Source organism: Smaragdicoccus niigatensis DSM 44881 = NBRC 103563, from assembly GCF_000380645.1.
Taxonomy (GTDB): domain Bacteria; phylum Actinomycetota; class Actinomycetes; order Mycobacteriales; family Mycobacteriaceae; genus Smaragdicoccus; species Smaragdicoccus niigatensis.
In genome coordinates this window covers 317,339-338,396 of the sequence record NZ_AQXZ01000015.1, presented here as the reverse complement: position 1 = coordinate 338,396, position 21,058 = coordinate 317,339, and the positions used below count along the sequence as shown (strand labels likewise).

Genomic DNA, 21,058 nt, shown 5'->3' with positions numbered 1-21,058 from the left:
CTCACGCTGGTTTTCCGTCGCGGAATTGGGGACCTGAGGGTGCCGAGCCCCCTAGAGCTTCGGCAGATCCTTACGATCCAGCCACTTGTCCCAGAAGCCCTTGAGCGAGTCCTTCGAATAGTTCGCGGCAAGCCGCTTGAAGTCGGCCGTCGTCACGGTCGAGTGTCGATTCTTCTTCGTCCATTCGCGGACGAGTTCGAAGAACTTCTTGGAGCCGAGTTCGAGCCGCAAGGCGTGGAGCATGATCGCCCCGCGCTTGTAGATCCGGTCGTCGAACATGTGCTTCGGGCCGGGGTCGCCGAGGACGATGTCGTGCGGAAGCCGCGCCAGCGATGCGCGCGCCGACTTGGCGAGAACGTCCGCGGTCGAGCCTCCCGACTCCTCCGACCACAACCACTCGGCGTAGCACGCGAAACCCTCGTGCAGCCAGATGTCGGACCACTGCCGTGACGTGACGCTGTTGCCGAACCACTGATGCGCGAGTTCGTGCGCGATCAGTCGTTCCCAGCCGCGCCGGCCGTCGCAGTGATTCGCGCCGAACACGGAGATGCCCTGCGCCTCGACGGGGATCTCCAACTCGTCGTCGGTGACGACCACCGTGTAGCTGTCCAGCGGAAACGGCCCGAAAAGCTTCGTGAAGGTCTTCATCATCTTCGGCTGACGGGCGAAATCGTGGTCGAAGATCTTGCGCAGACGCGGCGGAATGACGCCGTACATCGGCACGTCACCCTTGTCCATCTGGTGTCGTGCATAACGGCCGATCTGGACCGTCGCGAGGTAACTCGACGTCGGTTCGTTCAGTTCGTACACCCAGGTGCGCTGGCTCGCCTTGGTCCGCGTGCTCTTGAGCTTGCCGTTCGCGAGCGCGTAGTACGGGCTGTCCGTGGTGATCGTGATCCGGTATTTGGCTTTCGAACTCGGGTGGTCGTTGCACGGGAACCAGGACGCCGCACCGTTGGGCTGGCTTGCGACGATGACGCCTTCGGTCAGCTCATCCCAACCGACCGAACCCCACGGCCCGTTGATCGGCTTGGGGGTGCCCGCATAATTGACTTGCACGGTCAGGGCGTCGCCGGTCTTGCGTTTGTGGCCGAGAGAGATCCGCAGCTTCCCGGCGCGGTGCACGAAGCGCTCTGGCCGCTTGCCGTTGACGATGACCTTCGACACCGTGAGGTGCGGCGAGAGATCGAACGAGAACTTGTCTCGCGACTCGGTCGCGTACCCCTCGATGAGCGCGGTGCCCGCGATGCGATTCGACGACATCTTGTATTCGATGTTCAGGTCATAGCGCGAGACCCGATAGCCGCGGTTGCCGTTCTGCGGGAGGTACTTGTCGAGGGGAGCGTCTTCGGACGACATCACGGCCCCCACGGTGCGATCGGGTTGCCCTGCCAGCGTGTCGACGCCGGAACGGAGTCTCCACGGAGGACGAGCGAAGCTGGGCCGACCGTCGCACCGGCTTCGATGACCGATGCCGGCAGCACCACGCCGTGGGGTCCGAGAGTGGCACCGGCACGCAGTGTCACCGAGTCGACCGCCATGATGCGGTCGTGGAAGAGGTGGGTCTGCACCACGCATCCGCGATCGACGTTCGCGCCGGCTTCGAGGGTCACGAGATCAGCTTCGGGCAACCAGTAGCTTTCGCACCACACCCCGCGCCCGATCCGTGCGCCGAGCAGTCGCAGCCAGGTGTTGAGCACGCCCGTCCCGGTCGCGGCGTTCGCAAACCACACGGCCGCAACGGTTTCGACGAACGTGTCAGCGATCTCGTTGCGCCAGACGAAGCCACTCCAGAGTGGGCGTTCTCTCGGTTTGATGCGACCCACGAGCAACCACTTCGCGATGACCGTGACGATTCCGGCGAACAGGCCTGCCGCGCCGAGAACGACACCGCTGAGAAGCGCCGCCACCGCGATCCCGAACGTCGTCGCGAGCCAGGCGAGTGCCGTGAGAACCGCGATTCCGAGCGCAAAGGAGATCATCACCGGGATGATGCGCAGCGTTTCGACGGAGCCGCGGAGGGTTTTGAGCCAGAGCGGAGGCGCGTAGGTACGCCGGTCGTGCCCCTCACCGGCCCGGCGGCGCAGGCGAACCGGCGGGCTGCCGAGCCACGACGATCCCGCCTTCGCCTTCGACGGTGCGCTCGACAGGACGGCCACGAGTCCGTTCTTCGGGACTTTGCGACCGGGCGCAGCAATGCCCGAGTTGCCAAGGAATGCGCGCTTTCCGATCTTCGCCTCGCCGACGTACATCCAGCCGCCGCCGAGTTCGTAGCTCGCGACCATGGTGTCGTCGGCAAGGAATGCGCCGTCGCTGATGGTCGTGAACTTGGGGATCACCAGGGCGGTCGAGATCTCGGTGTTCTTACCGACCCGCGCGCCGAGAAGGCGCAGCCACACCGGCGTGAAGAGGCTCGAGTACAGCGGAAACAGGTACGTCCGTGCCAGATCCATGATTCGTTCGGTCGCCCAGATCTGCCAGCCCACGCGGCTGCGCACCGGATGATGGCCGGCGGTGATTCCGTTCGACAACAGGCGGACGCAGATGATGATGAGCACCGCGAGCACGCCGAAGCTGACGACCGCCGCGATCGGGGTGAACGGCACGAGTGCGATTACAGCGTCGCGAAGGGTAGGGGCGTCTCCGATGGCCGTTGCGAGAACCCCGAGGCCGGCACCCAGTGCGATCATCGGCAGGGCCGAGATCAGCACCGACATCAGCCCGAACGCCACGACCCACCGACGGGCGAGGGGAGGGCGGTGGCCGGGCCAGGACACCGACTTAGTCTTGCCGTGCTTCACCGCTGGTGAACCGGCCCAGTGCTGTCCGTCCGGAATCGCGCCAAGCACCGCGGACGCAGGTTCCACCACGACGCCGGTCCCGATCTCGGTGCCGGGCAGGAGCGTTGAACGCGATCCGATCACCGAGCCCGATCCGACCTTGATGCGTCCGACGTGCAGGATGTCGCCGTCGAGCCAGTAACCCGACAGATCGACCTCGGGTTCGATCGCGCTGCCTTCGCCGAGTTCGAGGAATCCGGTCACCGGCGGCAGGGTGTGGAGGTCGACGCCGTGGCCGATCTTCGCGCCCAGAGCACGCGCGAACACGGCCATCCACGGTGCCCCGGAGAGGTTCTCCGCACCGCTGGCTTCGATCAATCGCTGCGCCGCCCACAGTCGGAGATGAACGCTTCCGCCGCGTGCGTAGTCACCCGGTTTGAGCCGGAGAAGCAGTATTCGACTGCCGGGCACGGCGATGATCATGCGTCCGATGGGCGTGACGAACACGGCGAACGCCAGCGCAACCCACACCCAGGAGACCTTCGGTAGCCACGGCAAATGGGCCACTCCGCTGATCACGGCGAGCCAGGTGAGCCACTGCACGCCGGTCAAGGTCTGAAGCGGAAGCAGCGCGAGCGCCTGCACGACGCGAGCCCGCCTCGGCGTCGGGGCAACGATTCGCGGATCGGCCGGTGCGGTCGGGCGCATGCCCTCGAGCCGTTCGGTGAGTGACCCGAGGCGAGGATGGTCGTACAGGTCGGCGACGGCGACTTGCGGGAACCGCGCGCGCAGCTTGGAGACGAGCCGCGCGGCCGCGAGGGAACCGCCGCCGAGTCGGAAGAAGTCGTCGTCGAGACCGAGGCCCGACGTGCCCAGGACGTCGTTCCACTGGTGTGCGATCCACGCGGCCGTGCCGGTGAGCTCGGAGGACTCGTCGTCACTTCCGGGTGGTGGCCACGGCAGGGCGTTGCGGTCGACCTTGCCGGACGTGCGGACGGGCAGTTCGTCGAGCACGACCAACCGGGGCAGGAGGGCTTGGGGGAGCAGCGCGGCAAGCGCACCGCGCGCGGCCTCGACGTCGAAAGTTTCGTCGGCCGCGAGGTACCCGACGAGCAGAGGTGCTCCGGCCGGAGTCGTGCGAACGGTCGCCGCGGCGGCGTGAACGCCCGGAAGCGAACGCAACGCGGCGTCGATCTCGCCGAGTTCGACGCGGCGGCCGCCGATCTTCACCTGATCGTCCACGCGACCTACGAAGGCAAGTCCATCGTCCGTCAGACGGACCATATCGCCACTGCGATACGCGCGCGTCCAGCCGAGTTTCGTTGCGGGAGCGTACTTCTCGGCGTCCTTCTCGGGGTCGATGTAGCGGGCCAGGCCGATGCCGCCGATGACGAGTTCGCCCGGTTCGCCCGGCGCAACGGGTGCGCCGGTCTCGTCGACAACCGCGAGGTCCCAGCCGTCGAGCGGGTAGCCGATCGACACCGGTCCGTCACCGGTCATGCGGGTACCGCACGCGACGACGGTCGTCTCGGTCGGGCCGTAGGTGTTCCACACTTCGCGACCGTCGCTGCACAGTCGCGCCGCGAGTTCCGGCGGGCAGGCTTCGCCGCCGAAGATGAGCAGTCGAACGGAATCCAGTGCCTCCTCTGGCCACAGCGCAGCCAGCGTCGGCACGGTCGAGATGATGGTGACTGAGTGCGCGACAAGCCACGGCCCCAGGTCGGTTCCGCTGCGCACGAGCGCGCGCGGTGCCGGCACGAGGCACGCGCCGTGGCGCCAGGCCAGCCACATCTCTTCGCAGGACGCGTCGAACGCGACGGACAGACCGGCGAGCACGCGGTCGCCCGGGCCGATCGGTTCGTCCTGAAGGAACATCCGAGCTTCGGCGTCGACGAATGCCGCGGCGTTGCGGTGCGTGACCGCGACGCCCTTCGGCCGGCCGGTCGAGCCGGACGTGAAGATGACCCACGCGTCGAAATCGGGAGTGGGCGGACGGGTCCGGCCGTAGCGCCGAGGCCGCGAGGTGCTGATGCCCTTCGCGGTGATGATCGCTCGGCACTCGGCTTCTTCGAAGATCATTTGCGCACGTTCAATGGGGTCGTCGGCGTCGACCGGAACGTACGAACCACCCGCGGCAAGAACACAGAGAATCGAAAGGTAGAGCGCGTTCTGGCCGGACGGCATTCGGATGCCGACGCGATCGCCGGCGCGCACGCCCTTGCGGTCGAGCCAGCGGACGCCGTCCTCGATGTGCTCGATCATCTCGCGGTAGGTGAGGGTTTGTTCACCGTCGTCGAGGGCGGGTGCGTCGGGGTAGATGGTCGCCGTCGTGTGCAGGATGTCGATCAGCGTGCGGGCTGCGGGCGCGCAGTGGGACCGCAGGAGTTCGCTCGGCACGACGAGCGTTGAGGCTTCGGCCACCTCAGGTGTGACGGGCATGAATGTGGTTATCCCACGCTCTCTGGAGTGTCTCGGGGAGGCCGGGGCCGGGGTGTTGGTCACAGTGACCGGAGAGTCTGAAGTGATGAAAATTCACTTTCAGTGACCTTTGACGGTCAGGTCGCCGGCGGTAGTTCCTGCGGGCGGAAGTAGCTGCCTTCGTGGTAGAGCAGCGGTGCTGGTGCCGGGTCGTCCATGTCCTGGTGAACACGCAGAACCAGACCGACAACGAGCGTGTGATCGCCGATCGGAATCAGCTTCTGCACCTTGACGCGGAGCCACAGCGGGGTGCCGTGCAGTACCGGCTCATCGGTCGGCAGTGCACGCCACAGACTCGGATCGCTGAATCGGTCTTCGGCCGACCGGGCAAAACGTTCGGCGAGATGCCGCTGATGCTCACCCAGAAAGTGGATGACGACGGTCTCGGCTTGGTAGATCGCGTCAATGCACGACGAAACGTGCGAGATGTTGAACGAGATCAGGGGAGGGGTGAGCGAGATCGATGCGAACGACGTCGCAGTGAAGCCCATCGGACCGGTGTCGGTCTGCATCGTCACGATCGTGACGCCAGCCGGGTAGCGGCGCATGGCAGATCGATACTGGTCAGGACCGATCCCGACCTGATTCGTCTCCACGAAACCGTCCACGAACTCGACTTTAGCCGAGTCAGGGCATGTACTCGGGCCAGCCCTCGGGTGGGCCGAGCATCTCCGTCAGGCGCATCGTGATGACAACCGGATGAAGTGCGGTCGCCTGGTCGGCGAGCGACAGCACCGTGAATTCGTCGTCGATCCGGTTGACCAGATCGTCGTGGGTTGTGAATGGCCGCGCGTCAGCGAGTTTCGCGGCCATGGTCACGTGGTTGCAGCATTCGTACAGAGCGTGGATCGCCTTTGATCGCGGCATCGCATTGAACCTGTCGAGTCCAATCGATCGATGGAGAAGCAATCGCGCCTCCTGACAGTCTGCTGGCGGTCACTTCTTCACACTGTTGTCTGTGCCCGTGTGAAATCCAAGGGTCTGGCGGGCAGATTTTCACAGGGTTTACATGGGGCCGGCGCCGCCTTGTCCGCCGCGGGAGCAGCTTCATCGGCCCGGAATTCCTGATGGCGGCCTCCGGTCGGAAGAACTCCGCAATTGACGTTCCGTGCGGGTGCGTTGCCGCCGTTGAATCGCATTGCCTATTCCTGCGCGGGTGACGAATTATTTCCGCGAACCCTTGTTACGAGCGACAAACGATTGAGCCCTCGTGTTCGATTAGTGGTGGCCACCACAACAATAGGTGCATAAACATCCCCTGAACTGCTCGAATGTAGTTTTCTTGTGTCGCGCTTCACTAAATTCGACCACCTATTTGCATATCGAATGAGTATCGAATCCTGGTAAAGATAATTTGCGTTCACAAAACCAGAATCGCCTGTTTTACATTTCGAAGGATTTGTACATCGACTCGGCGGTGGTGACCGCCAGGAATGTACGTACGGAAGGAAAGTCGTCATGTCGGAGCCAAAGCTTGACCGGGAGTCTCGATCATGAAAACCGAACCTAGTCGCGTCCAGCGATCGCGACTCTTTCGACTGTTTCTTGCCGTACTGGTCACCGCCCCGCTCGCGTTTTCCGCGGTCTACATGTGGGTGATGTGGGATCCGACCAAACTTGTGAACCAGATGCCGGTCGCGATCGTGAACGAGGACAAGCCGTTCGGTGAGGGTGACGATCGCGTCAACGCCGGCGCCGAGGTCACGAACAACCTGCTGCAGTCCCAGGCGCTCGGGTTTGAAGCAACCGACGAGCGCACGGCCATGGCCGGACTGGCCAGCGGTCACTACTACTTCGTCATCAAGATCCCCCAGACCTTCAGCACCACGCTCGCCCTGATCGGCAAGACGACGAACGCGCCGGCGCTGATCACGGTCGTCTACAACGACAACAACACCATCAAGGCATCGCAGATCGGCGACGTCGCGATGAGTCGGATCAACGCTGCCGTCCTCGAGGGAGTGTCCAGTCAAACTGTCGGCAAGATGGTGGACGGCGTCGACAAGATCGGCTCGGGATTGAACAAGGCCGCGGATGGATCCGGCCAACTCGCCGACGGACTTGTGAAGTTGCAGGCCGGAACTGATCAACTCGGTGATGGCGCGACGCAGGTTGCCGACGGTATCGATCAGCTCGTCGGCTGGGCGAACAGCCCGCCGATGATCGCGCTTGTGCAGCAGCTCAAGGCGATGCCGGTGCAGCCTCCGGGAGTGAAGGAACTCGTCGATCTCCTTGATGGTCTGCAGCGTCTTCAGGCCGGCAGCCGCGAGATCGCCAATCAGCTCACGGACCCGAACAAGGAGTACCGCAGCGGCGTCAACCAGCTGGTCGACGGCAGCGCTCGACTGCACACCGGGCTCGCCGATGGTGCCAAGCAGGTTCCGGACCTCAGTGACACACAGAAGCGTGAGAGCTTGGCGAAGCTCCTGTCGACGCCGGTCAAGGGCGACGACGTGTTCCTGGCGCGGGCTCAGTTCTCAGGACCCGGTGGTGAACCCCTGATGCTGGAGCTCGCCAGCCTGCTTGCCGTGATCGTGGTGTTCATGTCGTTCCGGGCGCAGCGCTACCTGACCGGGAAGGACGCGCCGCTGACGGTTCGCGAAGTCCTGCACCGGGCGCGAGCGGTCTCCCTGATCAGCCTCGTGTCGGTCGGTGTGGTCGGAAGCGCCGTCTGGATGAGCCTGACCCCGCACCCGAACCCGCACAGCTATCTCGCGGTGGTTGCCGTCACGGCGGTCGCGACGCTGATGAATGTCGCCCTGGTGTCGATCCTGTTCACGGTATTCGGATATGCCGGTGGAGCGTTGACGGCGTTGTCCTTGGGAATGCTGCAGCTGTTCTCCTTCGGTGGCGTGTGGATGGTCGAGACGCTGCCTGCGCCGTTCCAGTGGCTGCACCTGATCAGCCCGATGACCGTGGTGCGCCACGGGATGATCGCCGCGTTCAACGGTGCCCCCGGCCTCGCGACATCGCTCGTGGCCATGTCCGCGATCGCCGTGGCAGCAGCCGCTGTCAACGTGGCAGCTGTGCGCACAGTGCGTCGCCGCCACGAGGCTCGCGTCAGCGAATTGGCCGCGGACGGCACTGCACAGGGTGAGGTGGTCGTGGTCGGCTAACGCGAAATCGCTGGACACTTCCCGACCCCGCCCACGGTGACACCTCCCGGTCACCGTGGGCGGGGTCGGTTCGTCCTGGTTATCGCGCCGCACTCCGCTCGCTGAAAGTTGAACCCCACAACCAAATTCCAGTTAGCCTTTTTTGATCTTGGCTTTTCTCCCCACGCAACGAATTGAGAGTTCGCGCGAACGCGTGGCGGCTACGTCGACGGCGACGGAGACACCGTGAATTCAACGGATACCGTGACACCCCTCGGGCGGTGGTGCGCGCGCGTATCCGGAGTCCTCACGCGCTGGCCAAAGGCCGCGATCCTCACCTGGTTGGCGATCGCGGCGATCACGAACGTCGCGTGGCCGCAGCTAGGATCCGTCATCGAACGGCAGGCTCCGCCATCGTTGCCGCCCGACGCGCATTCGGTACAGCTGTTTTCCGCCATGGCCCACGCCTTCGACGAACAGGGTGCGCAGAATTCCGCGGTCATCGTCATCGACGGGCCAGACACAAATGCGAAGACCAGGCAGCAACTCCACAGCGTTCTCGCATTGAAGCTCGCGGCGGCCAAGCCGGACGTGCTCTCGGTCTCGGATCCGCTGGCCGATGCGCGAACCCGGTCTGCCGCCGTGAGCAAGGACGGTCGCGTCTCGCTGCTGACCGTTCGGCTGCGAGGCGATCCAGGGTCCCCGGCAACCGCCGAAAGCGTCGCCACGGTCCGCGAGATCACCGCGCAGACTCTGGCGGGTTCGGGCCTCAGGGGCTACGTGAGCGGGCCTCCGGGGTCGGTCGCCGATACGTTCGTGACCACGACCAACGCGCTGGCGAAGATCACGGCGGCGACCGGTGTGCTCATTGCCGTCATCCTCCTGGTCGTTTATCGGTCCGTGGTGACGGCTCTCATTCCGTTGGTGTCTCTCGGCCTGGGTATCGGGACAGCCCGGGGCCTCGTTTCCGGCCTCGGAACTCTCGGTATGCCGGTGTCGGCAAACGCCGAAGCGCTGATGACCGTGGTCGTGATCGCGGTCGGCATCGACTATTCGGTGTTCCTCATCAGTCGTTTCCACGAACGCGTGCGCGAGGGCGCCTCGCCGGAGGACGGAATCGTTTCGGCGTCGGCAGCGATCGGGCCGGTCATCCTGGCGTCGGCGGCGACGGTCATCGCAGCGTCCGTCGCGATCGCCTTCGCCAAGCTCAGGCCGCTGGCGTCGATGGGCCCGATGCTCGCAGTCGGTGTGGCCACGGGATGTGTCTGCGCGCTGACGCTCACGCCTGCGGTCCTGACAGTTGCCGCGCGGAGAGGCTACGGACTACCGAAACCCGAGCGGGCCCAGGCGTATTGGGAACGCGTCGGGCGGGCAGTTGTCGCCCGGCCGTTCCGGATGCTCGGCACGGCCTTGGCGCTGCTGGGAGTGCTGGCCGGAATGAGTGCACTCATGAACCCGGGTTACGACGATCGTGCGGCGCTCCCGTCGACTGCCGAAAGCAATCGTGGCTTCGCGTTGGTCGCGCGAAACTTCGCACCGAATGTGCTTTACCCGCAGTTCTTGCTGATCCAGTCCGACAAAGACGTCCGCACGCCGGAGGGCCTCGCCGATCTCGAACAGCTCGCCGGGCGGGTCGCTCAACTACCCGGCGTCTCGGCTGTTCGCGGAATAACTCGACCGGACGGCCACAAGCTGACGGAAGCCACGATTGCGTGGCAAATGGGCCAACTGGGCAACAAGGTCGCGGACTCGAGCGCGGCGGTGACGAAGTACAAGCCACAGCTGGACAACCTGACTGCGGCGGCGAGGCTCATCCAGGACGAATTCGCCGGTACGCCCTTGCCGGATTTCGATCGCTTGGTGGCCACGATGCCGGCGATGCTTTCGGCGTCTGATCAGGCAATCGCCCTCCTCGACCGGTACAAACCGCTCATCCAACAGATGGCGAAGTCCAAGGCGTTGCTCGACCAGGCTGATTTCGCGATGGCGCACATGGACGAGTGGGCTCATACCGCGCAGCAGGTGTCGCACACGTTGCGCCCGATCATCGATGGTCTGGAGCATTTCCCATGGTGCGCGGTGACCCCCGATTGTGCGAAGCTGCTGCCGCAGCTGAAGCAACTGCAGACCCTGTCCGACGGCGAGGTCTTCGCCGAGCTCGTGGCGTTGCGCGATGCGATGCAACAGGCCACCGGTGGCCAGCCGATCTCCCAGTCGATTCAGGAGATGACCTCGCTGTTCGACCAGATGTCGACCATCGTCGGCGGGACGGATCTGGCATCCATCACCGCCGCGGCCGGCAAGTTCGTCGACCTGTACCCGCAGCTGAAGGCGATGGGCCTGACGGACTTTCCGGAGATGTCGCGGATGGTCAACGAACTCACCGGTACGTCGAGCGGCATGTTCGACGCGCTCGGACAAATGGCTGACTACCTGCAGAAACTGTCCCGCGAAGCAGCCTCGCCGGCCGCCTCGGGGTTCTTCATGGACAACACGATCCTCCAGAATCCGGACTTCAAGACCGCGGCCAAGATGTTCATTTCGCCGGACGGACGAACGGTCCGCTATCTCGTGGAGTCGACCGAGGACCCGTACAGCGCCGAGTCGAGGGCCCTCGTCGATCGGATCGACGAGACGGCCGCCAGCGCATTGCCGAACACGTCGTTGCAGGGTGCGACGGTGGGTCTCGCAGGCTTCCCGGCCGTCGTGACGGACCTTCAGCACTACTTCAGCCGAGACCTGCGGACGGTCGTCATTGCGACGCTGCTCGTCGTCTTCCTGATCCTCGCGCTGTTGTTGCGCGCCGTCGTCGCCCCGATCTATCTGCTGATCACCGTCGGGCTGACGTATCTGTCGGCGCTCGGGGCCGGCGTGCTGGTGTTCCAGGTCATTCTCGGCGATCACCTGTTCTGGTGGGTGCCGATGATCACGTTCATTTTGTTGGTCGCCGTCGGTGCGGACTACAACCTGCTGCTGATGGCCCGACTACGTGAAGAGACCGGTGAGTCGTATCGCGAGGGAGTCGTCCGAACGGTCGCGAGTACCGGTTCGGTGATCACGTCAGCGGGCATGATCTTCGCGGCCAGCATGTTCGGCCTCATCGCCGGTGGCCTCGGGTTCATGACGCAGATGGGGTTCGTCATCGGGTTCGGCATCCTGCTGGACACCTTCGTCGTCCGGACGCTCGTCGTGCCCGCGATCGCCATGGTCCTTGGCCGGTACAGCTGGTGGCCGTCTACTGTCCATCGCCGGGCGCAAGCGCATCGGCGATGACCCGCCGCGCCTCGTCCTGCACCTGCACGAGATGCGCAGGTCCGCGAAGCGACTCGGCGTAGAGCTTGTAGACATCCTCGGTTCCGGACGGTCTGGCGGCGAACCACGCGAACTCGGTCTGCACCTTCAGCCCGCCGATCGCAGCTCCGTTGCCGGGTGCGTGCGACAGCTTGCCGGTGATGGGGTCGCCAGCCAGTTCGGTTGCCGTGACCGCCTCGGGCGAGAGCTTGGCGAGCGCTGCCTTCTGTGCGGGCGACGCGGGTGCGTCGACTCGTTCGTAGGCGGCGACCCCGAATTCGGCGATGAGCTCGGCGTAGCGCTCGGACGGCGTCTTGCCGGTGACCGCGAGGATCTCCGCCGCGAGCAGACACAGAATCAGCCCGTCCTTGTCGGTCGACCAGACCGTTCCGTCCTTCCGGAGGAACGAGGCGCCCGCGGACTCCTCGCCGCCGAAGGCAACGGTTCCGTCGATGAGCCCGGGAACGAACCACTTGAATCCGACGGGTACTTCGAGCAGGCGGCGGCCGAGCGACGCTGCGACGCGGTCGATGATCATCGACGACACCAGCGTCTTGCCGACGGCAGCGTCCGCAGGCCAGTTCGGGCGGTGCGAGAAGAGGTAGTCGATCGCGACCGCGAGAAAGTGGTTCGGGTTCATCAGACCGGCGTCCGGCGTCACGATCCCGTGGCGGTCGGCGTCGGCGTCGTTGCCGGTCAGGATGTCGTAATCGTGGCGGCGTGCGACCAGCGACGCCATCGCGGACGGTGACGACGGGTCCATCCGGATCTTCTCGTCCCAGTCGAGCGTCATGAATCGCCACGTCGGGTCGACCTCGGGATTGACGACCGTCAGATTGATGCCGTACGTCTCGGCGATGAGCTCCCAGTACTCCGCGGATGCCCCGCCGAGGGGGTCGGCGCCGATCCGGATACCGGATTTCCGGATGGCCTCCAGGTCGACGACCGACCCGAGATCGTGCACGTAAGCCGCGCGGAAGTTGTACGGCTCCAACGGTTCCCCGGCGGCTCGCTTCACATCGAGGCATCCCGCGGCGATGAGCTCGTTCGCGCGATCCGCGATCCAGCTCGTGGCGTCGGTGTCGGCCGGTCCGCCATGCGGGGGGTTGTACTTGAATCCGCCGTCGCGGGGCGGGTTGTGGCTCGGTGTGACGACGATGCCATCCGCGCGACCCGGATCGGTGTCTTCGCGTCCTTGGTTGTAGGCCAGGATCGCGTGACTGACGGCGGGGGTGGGGACCCACGAACCGCGCGAGTCCGGGCGCACGTCGATGCCGTTGCCGAGCAGCACCTCGATGGCGGTGTCTTCCGCGGGCTTCGACAAGCCGTGGGTATCCCGGCCGATGAACACCGGCCCCGAAATCCCCTGCGATATTCGGTAATCGACGATCGCCTGGGTCGTCGCGAGGATGTGGTTCTCGTTGAAACTCGTCGACAGTGACGAACCGCGATGGCCGCTCGTCCCGAAGACGACGCGCTCCCCGGGAATCGACACGTCTGGTTTTCGGTCGTAGTACGCGGACACGAGTTCATCGATGTCGATGAGGTCGGATTCGGCGGCGGGTTGTCCTGCACGGCTCACAACGAAAGAATGCCCCATTACCGACGTCGATAACGGGGCACTCAGGAAAGCTTCGCTTTAGTGCGAGTGGTCGCCCTCAGTCTTGAAGCGCTCGAACGACTCGGTGATGATCTTCTCCGCCACTTCGCGGCCGACCCACTCCGAGCCCTTGACGAACTTGCCGGGCTCGAGGTCCTTGTAGCGCTCGAAGAAGTGCTTGATCTCTTCCAGGGTCTGAGACGGAACGTCGTCGATCTCCTGGATGTGGTCCCAACGCTCGTCGCCAGTCGGGACAGCGAGGACCTTGTCGTCGCCACCCTTCTCGTCGACCATGCGGTAGACGCCGACGGGACGAACCTCGATGATCACGCCCGGGAAGACCGGCTCGGGCAGCAGGACGAGCACGTCGAGCGGGTCGCCGTCTTCGCCAAGGGTGTCATCGATGTAGCCGTAGTCGGCCGGGTAAACCATCGAGGTGTAGAGGAAGCGGTCGAGGCGGATGCGCCCGGTCTTGTGGTCGACCTCGTACTTGTTGCGCTGACCCTTGGGGATCTCGATGGTTACGTCGAATTCCACCTGCTCGTCCTCACTTCTCTTCGCCTGTTGCTCCCTGGGGAGGGTTACAGGAAGACTACTGCCTCCGCGGATAGGGTGGCACGGGCGGTATCTGTGCTTACGCAGATTCCCAATTACTCCAATACATCTGATTCGGAGCTCCGTTGTTTGGATTGGCAAGATTCGGTGGCCGGAAACTCCGGACGCTGATGGCCGTGGCCGCCGTTGTCGCAGTCGTCGCTTCGCTTGTCGTCCTCGTACGCGCCAGCGGACCGACGGGCGCGAACGCCACTTCGATTGCGCCGGCGCCGCCCTTGGTGAGCTTGAATCCCGAGATCAAAGACTTGCCATCAGGGGCTCCGATTCCGAATCCCGTTGCGCTGCAGCGTGCTTTGGCTGACCTCGTAACCGCAGCCGGATTGGGCAACTTCACCGGCGAGATTTCCGATGCCGAAACCGGCCGGGTGTTGTGGAGCTCGGATCCCAACAAGGCGACCGTTCCGGCGTCGACGGCGAAGCTGTTGACGACCGCCGCAGCGTTGCTGACCCTGCCGATCGACCACCGACTCACGACCCGGATCGTGGCCGGCGCACATCCGGGCGAGATCGTCCTCGTGGCCGGCGGTGACCCGACGTTGAGTGCGGCTCCGGTCGGGACGCCCAGCTATTACCCGGGAGCCGCGCGAATCGACGACCTCGCGGCGCAGATCAAGAAGAGCGGCGTGAAGTTCACGTCACTCACCCTCGACACCAGTGCGTTCACCGGCCCGGCGATGGCGCAGGGGTGGCACGCGGAGGACATTCCCGGCGGGTTCATCGCCCCGCTCGCACCGGTGATGATCGACGGTTCGCGCCTGGCCAACGACGAGAACGCACCGCGTTCGGACACCCCGGCGATCGACGTGGCTCAGGCGATCGCCAAACGGCTGGGGATCGACTCCACCGACGTCAAGCCCGGCACCGCGCCGCCGAACGCACGCGAACTCGCGAAGGTTCAGTCGGCGACGTTGGGCGAGCGGATGACGCAGATGATGGCTCACTCGGACAACATCCTGGCCGAGACGATCGGCCGGGAACTGGTCATCGAGCGCGGTGGCGATCCGTCGTTCCGTGGGGTGGTCGCGGCCGTGACATCGGTGCTCACCGAAGCCGGCTTCGACATGACCGGGGTGTCGATTCAGGACGCGAGCGGGCTGTCCGACGATGACCGGATTCCCGCGCGAGTGCTCGACAAGATCATGGTCGCCGCGGCTGGAAACGGCCGGCCGGCGCTGCGCCCGATGCTCGACTTCCTGCCGGTCGCGGGTGCGAACGGCACACTCGAAGATCGCTTCGACGCCGGAGATCGAGCCGGCGCCGGTTGGGTACGTGCGAAAACAGGTACGTTGGCGGAAGCGAGTTCTCTCGCCGGATTTGTCGTCACGGTCAACTCACGGGTACTGACATTCGCCCTGATGTCGAACGGCACGGCACCTGGTGTGAGCCGGCCAGCGCTCGACGCGATCGCGGCCGCTCTCCGAACTTGCGTCTGTCGATGATCGGGGGGAGATCCAGTGACCGGTGCCGAGCCTGCACAGCCGGATAGCGGGGAAGACACCCGTAAGGCGGGCGGCCTGGCGGGCGCGATCGACTGGGATCTCGCGGCCCGCACCGGAGCTCGCTTGGCCCCGCGGGGCCCGCAGGTGAGTCGCGAGCGCGCGGAAGCGGTTGTCGCGGACCTCGAGGAGATCTCCAAGGCTGCCGAACTGCCCGTTCGCGAAGTCACCGGACTCGCCGAAGGGCTCCCGATTCCCCGCGCACAGATCGTCGATCGCGGCGCGTGGGTCCGGGCTGCGGCCTCCTCGATGGCGAACCTCGCCGAAGGGGACGCCGCTGACGAGGACCGAAAGTCGCCGCTCGGTGCCAAGACCGCCGGATTGCAGGCAGGCGCGGTGCTCGCGTTCCTGTCGTCGGCAATCCTGGGCCAGTACGACCCGTTCACGGGCGAGGACGGCACGCTGCTGCTGGTCGCGCCGAACATGGTCATGGTCGAGCGGATGCTCAAGGTCGACCCCGCGGACTTCCGGCTCTGGGTGTGCCTGCACGAGGTGACGCACCGCATTCAGTTCGCCGCCGCCCCGTGGATTCGGGACTACATGCGTGAGCAGGTCGCGATTCTGTCCGCGGTCGGTACGGAACCGTTGACGGACGTCGTCGCCCGTTTGGCAGCTGAGCTGCGCGAGCGCCGGCAGGGCACCGCCGATTCCGACTCACCCGGCGGCGTGATCGGGCTTCTCCGTGCGACGCAGGCACCGCCACAGCGTGACGCGCTCGACCGCCTGCTCGCTCTGGGCACGCTGCTCGAAGGTCACGCGGACCACGTCATGGACGCGGTGGGCCCGGCGGTCGTGCCGTCCGTCAAGGAGATCCGCGCGAAGTTCGACAACCGTCGGCGTCGCCGAATGAACCCGATTCACCGCTTGATTCGAGCGCTGCTCGGCATGGACGCCAAGATGCAGCAGTACGTCCGCGGCAAGAAGTTCGTCGATGCGGTGGTCGAGGAAGTCGGAATGGAACGGTTCAACACGGTGTGGACCAGTCCGGAGACCCTGCCCTTGGCGAGTGAGATCGGACACCCCGAGGCATGGATCAAGCGCGTTCTGGCCTGAGCCGATTGCCCGAGACCCGGGCGATTCTGGCGATTCGGCAGGCCGTCCGGTCGTGGATTTCGAGGTACGCGCCAATCGGCACAGTGTGCGTCGGCGTCTCGGGTGGGGCCGATTCGTTGGCTCTGCTGGCCGGCGCGGTGGCGGAAGCGCAGGTCGTGCGGGCGCTCATCGTCGATCACCAGTTGCAGGACGGGTCTGACGAGGTGGCGCGGCTGGCCGCGAAAGCGGCACGTGAACTCGGTGCGACTCCGGAGATCCTGTCGGTCCAGGTCGGCCGGGATGGCGGCCTCGAAGCTGCCGCCCGGGACGCCCGGTACGCCGCGCTCGAGTCCGCCCGGGACGGTTCACCGGTTCTCCTGGGCCACACGCTCGACGATCAGGCCGAGACGGTGCTGCTGGGGCTCGCGCGCGGCTCGGGACCTCGATCCATTTGGGGCATGCGGGAATTCGACGATCCGTGGGGTCGCCCACTGCTCGCGATCAAGCGCGAGACGACCCGCGCCGCGTGCGCTGACCTCGGGCTCGAGCCGCACGTCGATCCGCACAATTTCTCGCCGGAGTTCACCCGTGTTCGAATCCGGCAGGACGTCTTGCCGCTGCTCGAGGACGTCCTCGGTGGGGGAGTTTCGGAGGCGCTCGCCCGAACCGCGGATCAGCTCCGCGATGACGGATACGTACTCGATGAACTCGCGGCTGCCCTGCAACGCGAAGCTGCGCGTCCGGCCGGGCTCGATACAGCGACCCTCCTCCCGCAACCGGCCGCGCTGCGCCGGCGGGTCATCAGATCGTGGTTGCTCGACAGCGGTGCGCGGGCCGTCAATGACGTGCAGGTTCGGGCGATCGACCGGCTCGTCACCGACTGGCGCGGACAAGGTGGGGTCGCAGTTCCAGGGGTAAGCGGAGCGCCGGGGAGTCAAAACGGCGGAACCACCGGCGCGAGGTTGGTTGCAACCCGCAAACATGGCACTCTGACACTCGGTTCTGATCAGCTATGACGAAGGAGTCGATGCGCGTGTACGACGGTGACATCGCCGAGGTTCTGCTGACCGAAGAAACGATCCAGGCTCGGATCAAGGAACTCGCGGCGAACGTCGGCAAGCGCTACACCGAGCGTGAAATCGACAGCGACCTGATTCTGGTGTGCGTCCTCAAGGGCGCGGTCTACTTCATGACCGACCTGTCGCGCGCAATTCCGATCCCGACCCAGATGGAATTCATGGCGGTCAGCTCGTACGGCTCTGGCACGACGTCGTCGGGTGTCGTCCGAATCCTCAAGGACCTCGACCGCGACATCGCCGGTCGGCACGTGCTCATCGTCGAAGACATCATCGACTCCGGTTTGACGCTGTCGTGGCTCGTCCGCAACCTCAAGGGTCGGAAGCCCGCGTCGCTCGAGGTGGTCACCCTTTTCCGCAAGCCCGAGGCAGTGCGCGCCGTCCAGGTTGCCGAGGTCGGATTCGAGCTTCCGAACGAATTCGTCGTCGGTTATGGCCTCGACTACAACGAGCGGTATCGCGACCTGCCGTACATCGGTCTGCTGAAGCCCGAGATCTACAAGTAGCCTTGCGAGCGGGCGGCGGTTCACTCGATACCGCCGCGTTCCAAGGAGGGTTGCGTTGACCAGCTCTGCCCCGGCGCGGACCGCGATCGACATCGCCAGTGCAGTTCGCTCGGCAGCGATCGATCCCGTGGCGCCGACGCGCGCCGCACTTTCCCGAATCGCGCAGTCCGATGGCGAGCTCAACGCGTTCACCTGGGTGGATGACGAGTCCGCTCTCGCCGATGCCAAGAGCCTGGAGTCGCGCCCGAACCTCTCCGAGTTGCCGATGGCCGGAGTTCCAGTCGCCATCAAGGACAACATCGACGCCGATCATCCGGTCGTGACGCGATTGAAGGCCGCCGGAGCGGTGGTCGTCGGATACACGGCGCTCCCGGAGTGCGGCATCTGGCCCATGACGGACAACCCGGAGCGGGTGACCCGCAACCCCTGGAAGCCAGAACTCAGTGCTGGTGGCTCCTCCGGTGGCGCCGCTGCCGCGGTAGCGTCCGGCATGGTTCCGGTCGCGCATGGCAACGACGGCTTGGGTTCGATCCGAATCCCCGCTGCCGTGTGCGGAATCTTCGGCTTGAAGCCCGGTGCCGGAGTCGTCCCGTCCGAGGTCGGGAGGACGTCGTGGGGCGGAATGGTCGAAAACGGCGTCCTGTCGAGCACGGTCGCCGACGCGGCCCTGGCGCTGTCGGTCATGGCGGCGGATCCGAGTCTTGCGGTTCTCAGCAATCCCGCACGCCTGCGTATCGCACTCGACGTGTCCCTTCCGCCCATGGCGATGGTTCGTGGCGACCGACACTGGCGCGCGGCGGCGCGAGTCGCTGGGTCGGTCGCGGTCTCCGCTGGTCACTACGTCGAATCGGCTGCGCTGCCGTACCCCTCGATGAACGCGACCGTGATCCGCTGGTGCGCTGCGGCCGCCAAGGACGCGCAGGGGCAGAAGCTCCGGGGCCTCGAGCGCCGGAATCGGACGCACATCCGGCTCGGCCGGCTGGCGAACGCCCTCCACCTCGAGGGCGTGTCGACGGCGAACCTCGAGGCGGCCGTGGCCCCGTTCTTCGAACGCTATGAGCTGGTCATCACGCCTGCTCTGGCCCGGAATGCGCCGAAGGCGAAGCACTTCAGCCGGACGGGCTGGATCTCGAACGCCTGGGCCTGCCGCTACGCGCCGCTGATGGGAATGTGGAACATCCTCGGTTGGCCGGCGGCGAGTGTGCCGATGGGTCGGCACCCCGACGGTTCGCCGATGGCGGTCCAGATCGCCGGTCCGCCCGGCTCCGAGTCGACGATCCTCGGGCTCGCCGCCCAGATCGAATCGCGGCATCCCTGGCCCGTCGTGGCCTTTTAGTTTCTTTGAAATAAAAAGTTCGGTATGCCAAACTTGGGTATGACCAGCGACGCTACGTCTGCTGACGCGTCGTACCTCGGTGCTTCCAAGATCGACGACGCCGGCACGATCGACGCATCCAGCCAGTGGGTGCGTGGCGGTGTGGTCGCTGCCCTCGTGGCGGCATTACTGGCCGTGATCGCGATGCTCGCGGGGCCGAGTCTGCCCACTCGGTCCGGGCCGCCGATCGAGCAACTCGCGGTTGAGAAGACGTTCTTCAAACCGGGTGAGATCTCCCTGGCGTTGCGCAACACCGGAGCCGACGACGTCACGATCGCGCAGGTCGCGGTCAATGACACCTATGTGAACTTCATCGGCGCAGACCACCCCATCGCGCGACTCGATTCGGCCTTTCTGACGCTCTACTACCCGTGGATCGAAGGGCAGCCGTACCGGATTTCGATGCTGACCTCCAGCGGCGTCGCGATAACGCACACGATCCCGGTCGCGGTGGAGAGTCCTGTTCCCAGTGCGGGCTTCTTCGGGACGATGGCGCTCCTCGGGCTCTACGTCGGCATCCTGCCGGTCTTGCTCGGAATGCTGTTCCTGCCAGTCCTGCGTCGTGCCGGACCGTCCGCGATCCGTTTCGTCATGGCGCTGACCATCGGTCTGCTCGCCTTCCTGGCCTTCGACGGAACCGTCGAAGGCATCCAGGTCGCAGGGCCTTCGGGTGCCGCGTTTGGTGGACCGGCCCTGGTCGTCTTCAGTGCGGCGCTGTCCTACATCGCCCTGCAACTCATCGGATCGCTCGTCCGTCGGTGGCGAGGCGCAGCCGCCACCCGAAGCGGAATCGGCCTCTCCGTTATGATCGCGGTGGGTATCGGATTGCACAATCTCGGTGAGGGATTGGCGATCGGAAGTGCCTATGCAGTTGGCGAACTCGCGCTTGGTGCCGCTCTGGTTCTCGGGTTTGCCCTGCACAACACAACGGAGGGGCTCGCGGTAGTCGCTCCGGTCGGTCGTGAACGAGTCTCCGTTCTGGTGTTGCTCGGCCTCGGACTGCTCGCCGGTGCGCCGGCAGTGGTCGGCGCGATCGCCGGTGCCGCCATCGCAACCCCAGCAGCGTCGGCGGCGCTGCTCGGTGTCGGAGTAGGAGCGATAGTTCAGGTGATCGTCACAGTCGCCCCCGCAGTGCGGGTGCCGGGTCGTGGTCTCGACGGTGTGTCGATGGCCGGCCTCGCCGCCGGAATCGTCGTCATGTTCGCTACTGGATTGGTGATCCCCGCATGAGCTGCTGTGACCGTCGGACTTTTCTCGCCGGCGCCGCGATTGCCGGCGTCGCCGTGACGGCTGGTTGCGCCAACGTGGGCACGGTCGACACGAATTCGGTCCCGACCTCGAAGGACCCGAGCGGCGCCACGACGCTCAAGACGTCCGAAATCCCGGTCAACGGTGGTGTCATCATCGCGACCGACAAGGTCGTCATCACGCAGCCGGAGGCGGGCGTTTTCAAGGCGTTCTCGTCGGTCTGCACCCACGCCGGCTGCTCGGTGACCGAGGTGTCGAACAACGAGATTCACTGCCCGTGTCACGGCAGCAGGTTCGACGCCGCGACCGGCCAGGTTCTCGGCGGGCCTGCGACCGCCCCGCTGGCCAAGAAGACCGTTGCCGACAACGGCGGAACGCTCACTCTCAGCTGACGTGGTGTCCGGAGTCACAGGTCGGGTGGGTTTTTCCCACACCTAGGTGACCTGTCCGGCTAGCGATCCATGAT

General features: G+C 65.4%; 15 protein-coding genes. 9 read left to right on the top strand and 6 right to left on the bottom strand.

The genetic code is table 11. The features are described 5' to 3' along the window. Positions 1-51: 51 nt before the first annotated feature. The 4 genes from F600_RS0110235 to F600_RS0110220 all read right to left on the bottom strand — a co-directional run bounded on the left by F600_RS0110235 (position 52) and on the right by F600_RS0110220 (position 6,125). Positions 52-1,359 (bottom strand): M1 family metallopeptidase, encoded by a 1,308-nt coding sequence (locus F600_RS0110235; RefSeq protein ID WP_026306384.1) that lies wholly within the window; start codon positions 1,357-1,359, stop codon positions 52-54. Next, positions 1,359-5,219: a Pls/PosA family non-ribosomal peptide synthetase gene (locus F600_RS0110230; RefSeq protein ID WP_026306383.1), complete on the bottom strand. Its 3,861-nt coding sequence runs from the start codon at positions 5,217-5,219 to the stop codon at positions 1,359-1,361. The genes F600_RS0110235 and F600_RS0110230 overlap by 1 nt, the downstream gene beginning before the upstream one ends. 116 nt (positions 5,220-5,335) lie before the next feature. Then, positions 5,336-5,806, bottom strand: a complete 471-nt coding sequence (locus tag F600_RS0110225; protein WP_081628796.1) for a flavin reductase family protein — start codon at positions 5,804-5,806, stop codon at positions 5,336-5,338. A 79-nt stretch (positions 5,807-5,885) separates the two neighbouring features. Further along, positions 5,886-6,125 carry a 2-oxo-4-hydroxy-4-carboxy-5-ureidoimidazoline decarboxylase gene (locus tag F600_RS0110220; protein WP_018160519.1) on the bottom strand — a complete coding sequence of 80 codons (240 nt, stop codon included), beginning with the start codon at positions 6,123-6,125 and terminating at the stop codon, positions 5,886-5,888. Between the two features lie 626 nt (positions 6,126-6,751). Here F600_RS0110220 and F600_RS0110215 point away from each other — a divergent pair. Continuing rightward, the gene (locus tag F600_RS0110215; protein ID WP_018160518.1) at positions 6,752-8,374 is read left to right on the top strand and encodes a YhgE/Pip family protein; all 1,623 of its coding nucleotides are present in this window, start codon (positions 6,752-6,754) and stop codon (positions 8,372-8,374) included. 225 nt (positions 8,375-8,599) lie between these two features. Then, positions 8,600-11,626: an MMPL/RND family transporter gene (locus F600_RS27715; RefSeq protein WP_156024513.1), complete on the top strand. Its 3,027-nt coding sequence runs from the start codon at positions 8,600-8,602 to the stop codon at positions 11,624-11,626. Here F600_RS27715 and pgm read toward each other — a convergent pair. Then, positions 11,589-13,244, bottom strand: a complete 1,656-nt coding sequence (gene pgm, locus F600_RS0110205) for a phosphoglucomutase (alpha-D-glucose-1,6-bisphosphate-dependent) (RefSeq protein WP_081628788.1) — start codon at positions 13,242-13,244, stop codon at positions 11,589-11,591. The two genes, F600_RS27715 and pgm, sit on opposite strands and share 38 nt — an antisense overlap. Positions 13,245-13,283: 39 nt before the next feature. Next, the gene (gene ppa / locus F600_RS0110200; RefSeq protein ID WP_255222427.1) at positions 13,284-13,940 is read right to left on the bottom strand and encodes an inorganic diphosphatase; all 657 of its coding nucleotides are present in this window, start codon (positions 13,938-13,940) and stop codon (positions 13,284-13,286) included. Between the two features lie 29 nt (positions 13,941-13,969). On the opposite strand from ppa, the gene dacB reads away from it, so the two are divergent. From dacB to F600_RS0110165, 7 genes are all read left to right on the top strand, one after another. Further along, on the top strand, positions 13,970-15,298 hold the full coding sequence (gene dacB, locus F600_RS0110195; RefSeq protein WP_018160514.1) for a D-alanyl-D-alanine carboxypeptidase/D-alanyl-D-alanine endopeptidase: 1,329 nt from the start codon (positions 13,970-13,972) through the stop codon (positions 15,296-15,298). Positions 15,299-15,373: 75 nt separating this feature from the next. After that, entirely contained in the window at positions 15,374-16,408 is a 1,035-nt protein-coding gene (locus F600_RS0110190) for a zinc-dependent metalloprotease (protein WP_026306380.1), read from the top strand. Continuing rightward, positions 16,384-17,403, top strand: a complete 1,020-nt coding sequence (gene tilS / locus F600_RS0110185; protein WP_018160512.1) for a tRNA lysidine(34) synthetase TilS — start codon at positions 16,384-16,386, stop codon at positions 17,401-17,403. Before F600_RS0110190 ends, tilS begins: the two co-directional genes overlap by 25 nt. A 17-nt stretch (positions 17,404-17,420) precedes the next feature. Then, positions 17,421-17,969, top strand: coding sequence for a hypoxanthine phosphoribosyltransferase (hpt, locus tag F600_RS0110180; RefSeq protein WP_026306379.1), 549 nt, complete (start codon positions 17,421-17,423; stop codon positions 17,967-17,969). 55 nt (positions 17,970-18,024) lie between these two features. Then, entirely contained in the window at positions 18,025-19,305 is a 1,281-nt protein-coding gene (locus F600_RS0110175) for an amidase (protein ID WP_018160510.1), read from the top strand. A 24-nt stretch (positions 19,306-19,329) separates the two neighbouring features. Next, a complete protein-coding gene (locus F600_RS0110170) occupies positions 19,330-20,574 on the top strand; it encodes a ZIP family metal transporter (protein ID WP_245541510.1) in 1,245 nt (414 codons plus the stop codon). Further along, the gene (locus tag F600_RS0110165; RefSeq protein ID WP_018160508.1) at positions 20,571-20,984 is read left to right on the top strand and encodes a Rieske (2Fe-2S) protein; all 414 of its coding nucleotides are present in this window, start codon (positions 20,571-20,573) and stop codon (positions 20,982-20,984) included. The genes F600_RS0110170 and F600_RS0110165 overlap by 4 nt, the downstream gene beginning before the upstream one ends. Positions 20,985-21,058 lie beyond the last annotated feature (74 nt).

Coding starts and splice junctions, on each gene's coding strand:
- F600_RS0110235 (WP_026306384.1), bottom strand. CDS start 1,359: ATGTCGTCCGAAGACGCTCCCCTCGACAAGTACCTCCCGCAGAACGGC.
- F600_RS0110230 (WP_026306383.1), bottom strand. CDS start 5,219: ATGCCCGTCACACCTGAGGTGGCCGAAGCCTCAACGCTCGTCGTGCCG.
- F600_RS0110225 (WP_081628796.1), bottom strand. CDS start 5,806: ATGCGCCGCTACCCGGCTGGCGTCACGATCGTGACGATGCAGACCGAC.
- F600_RS0110220 (WP_018160519.1), bottom strand. CDS start 6,125: ATGCCGCGATCAAAGGCGATCCACGCTCTGTACGAATGCTGCAACCAC.
- F600_RS0110215 (WP_018160518.1), top strand. CDS start 6,752: ATGAAAACCGAACCTAGTCGCGTCCAGCGATCGCGACTCTTTCGACTG.
- pgm (WP_081628788.1), bottom strand. CDS start 13,244: ATGGGGCATTCTTTCGTTGTGAGCCGTGCAGGACAACCCGCCGCCGAA.
- dacB (WP_018160514.1), top strand. CDS start 13,970: ATGGCCGTGGCCGCCGTTGTCGCAGTCGTCGCTTCGCTTGTCGTCCTC.
- tilS (WP_018160512.1), top strand. CDS start 16,384: ATGGATCAAGCGCGTTCTGGCCTGAGCCGATTGCCCGAGACCCGGGCG.
- F600_RS0110170 (WP_245541510.1), top strand. CDS start 19,330: ATGCCAAACTTGGGTATGACCAGCGACGCTACGTCTGCTGACGCGTCG.
- F600_RS0110165 (WP_018160508.1), top strand. CDS start 20,571: ATGAGCTGCTGTGACCGTCGGACTTTTCTCGCCGGCGCCGCGATTGCC.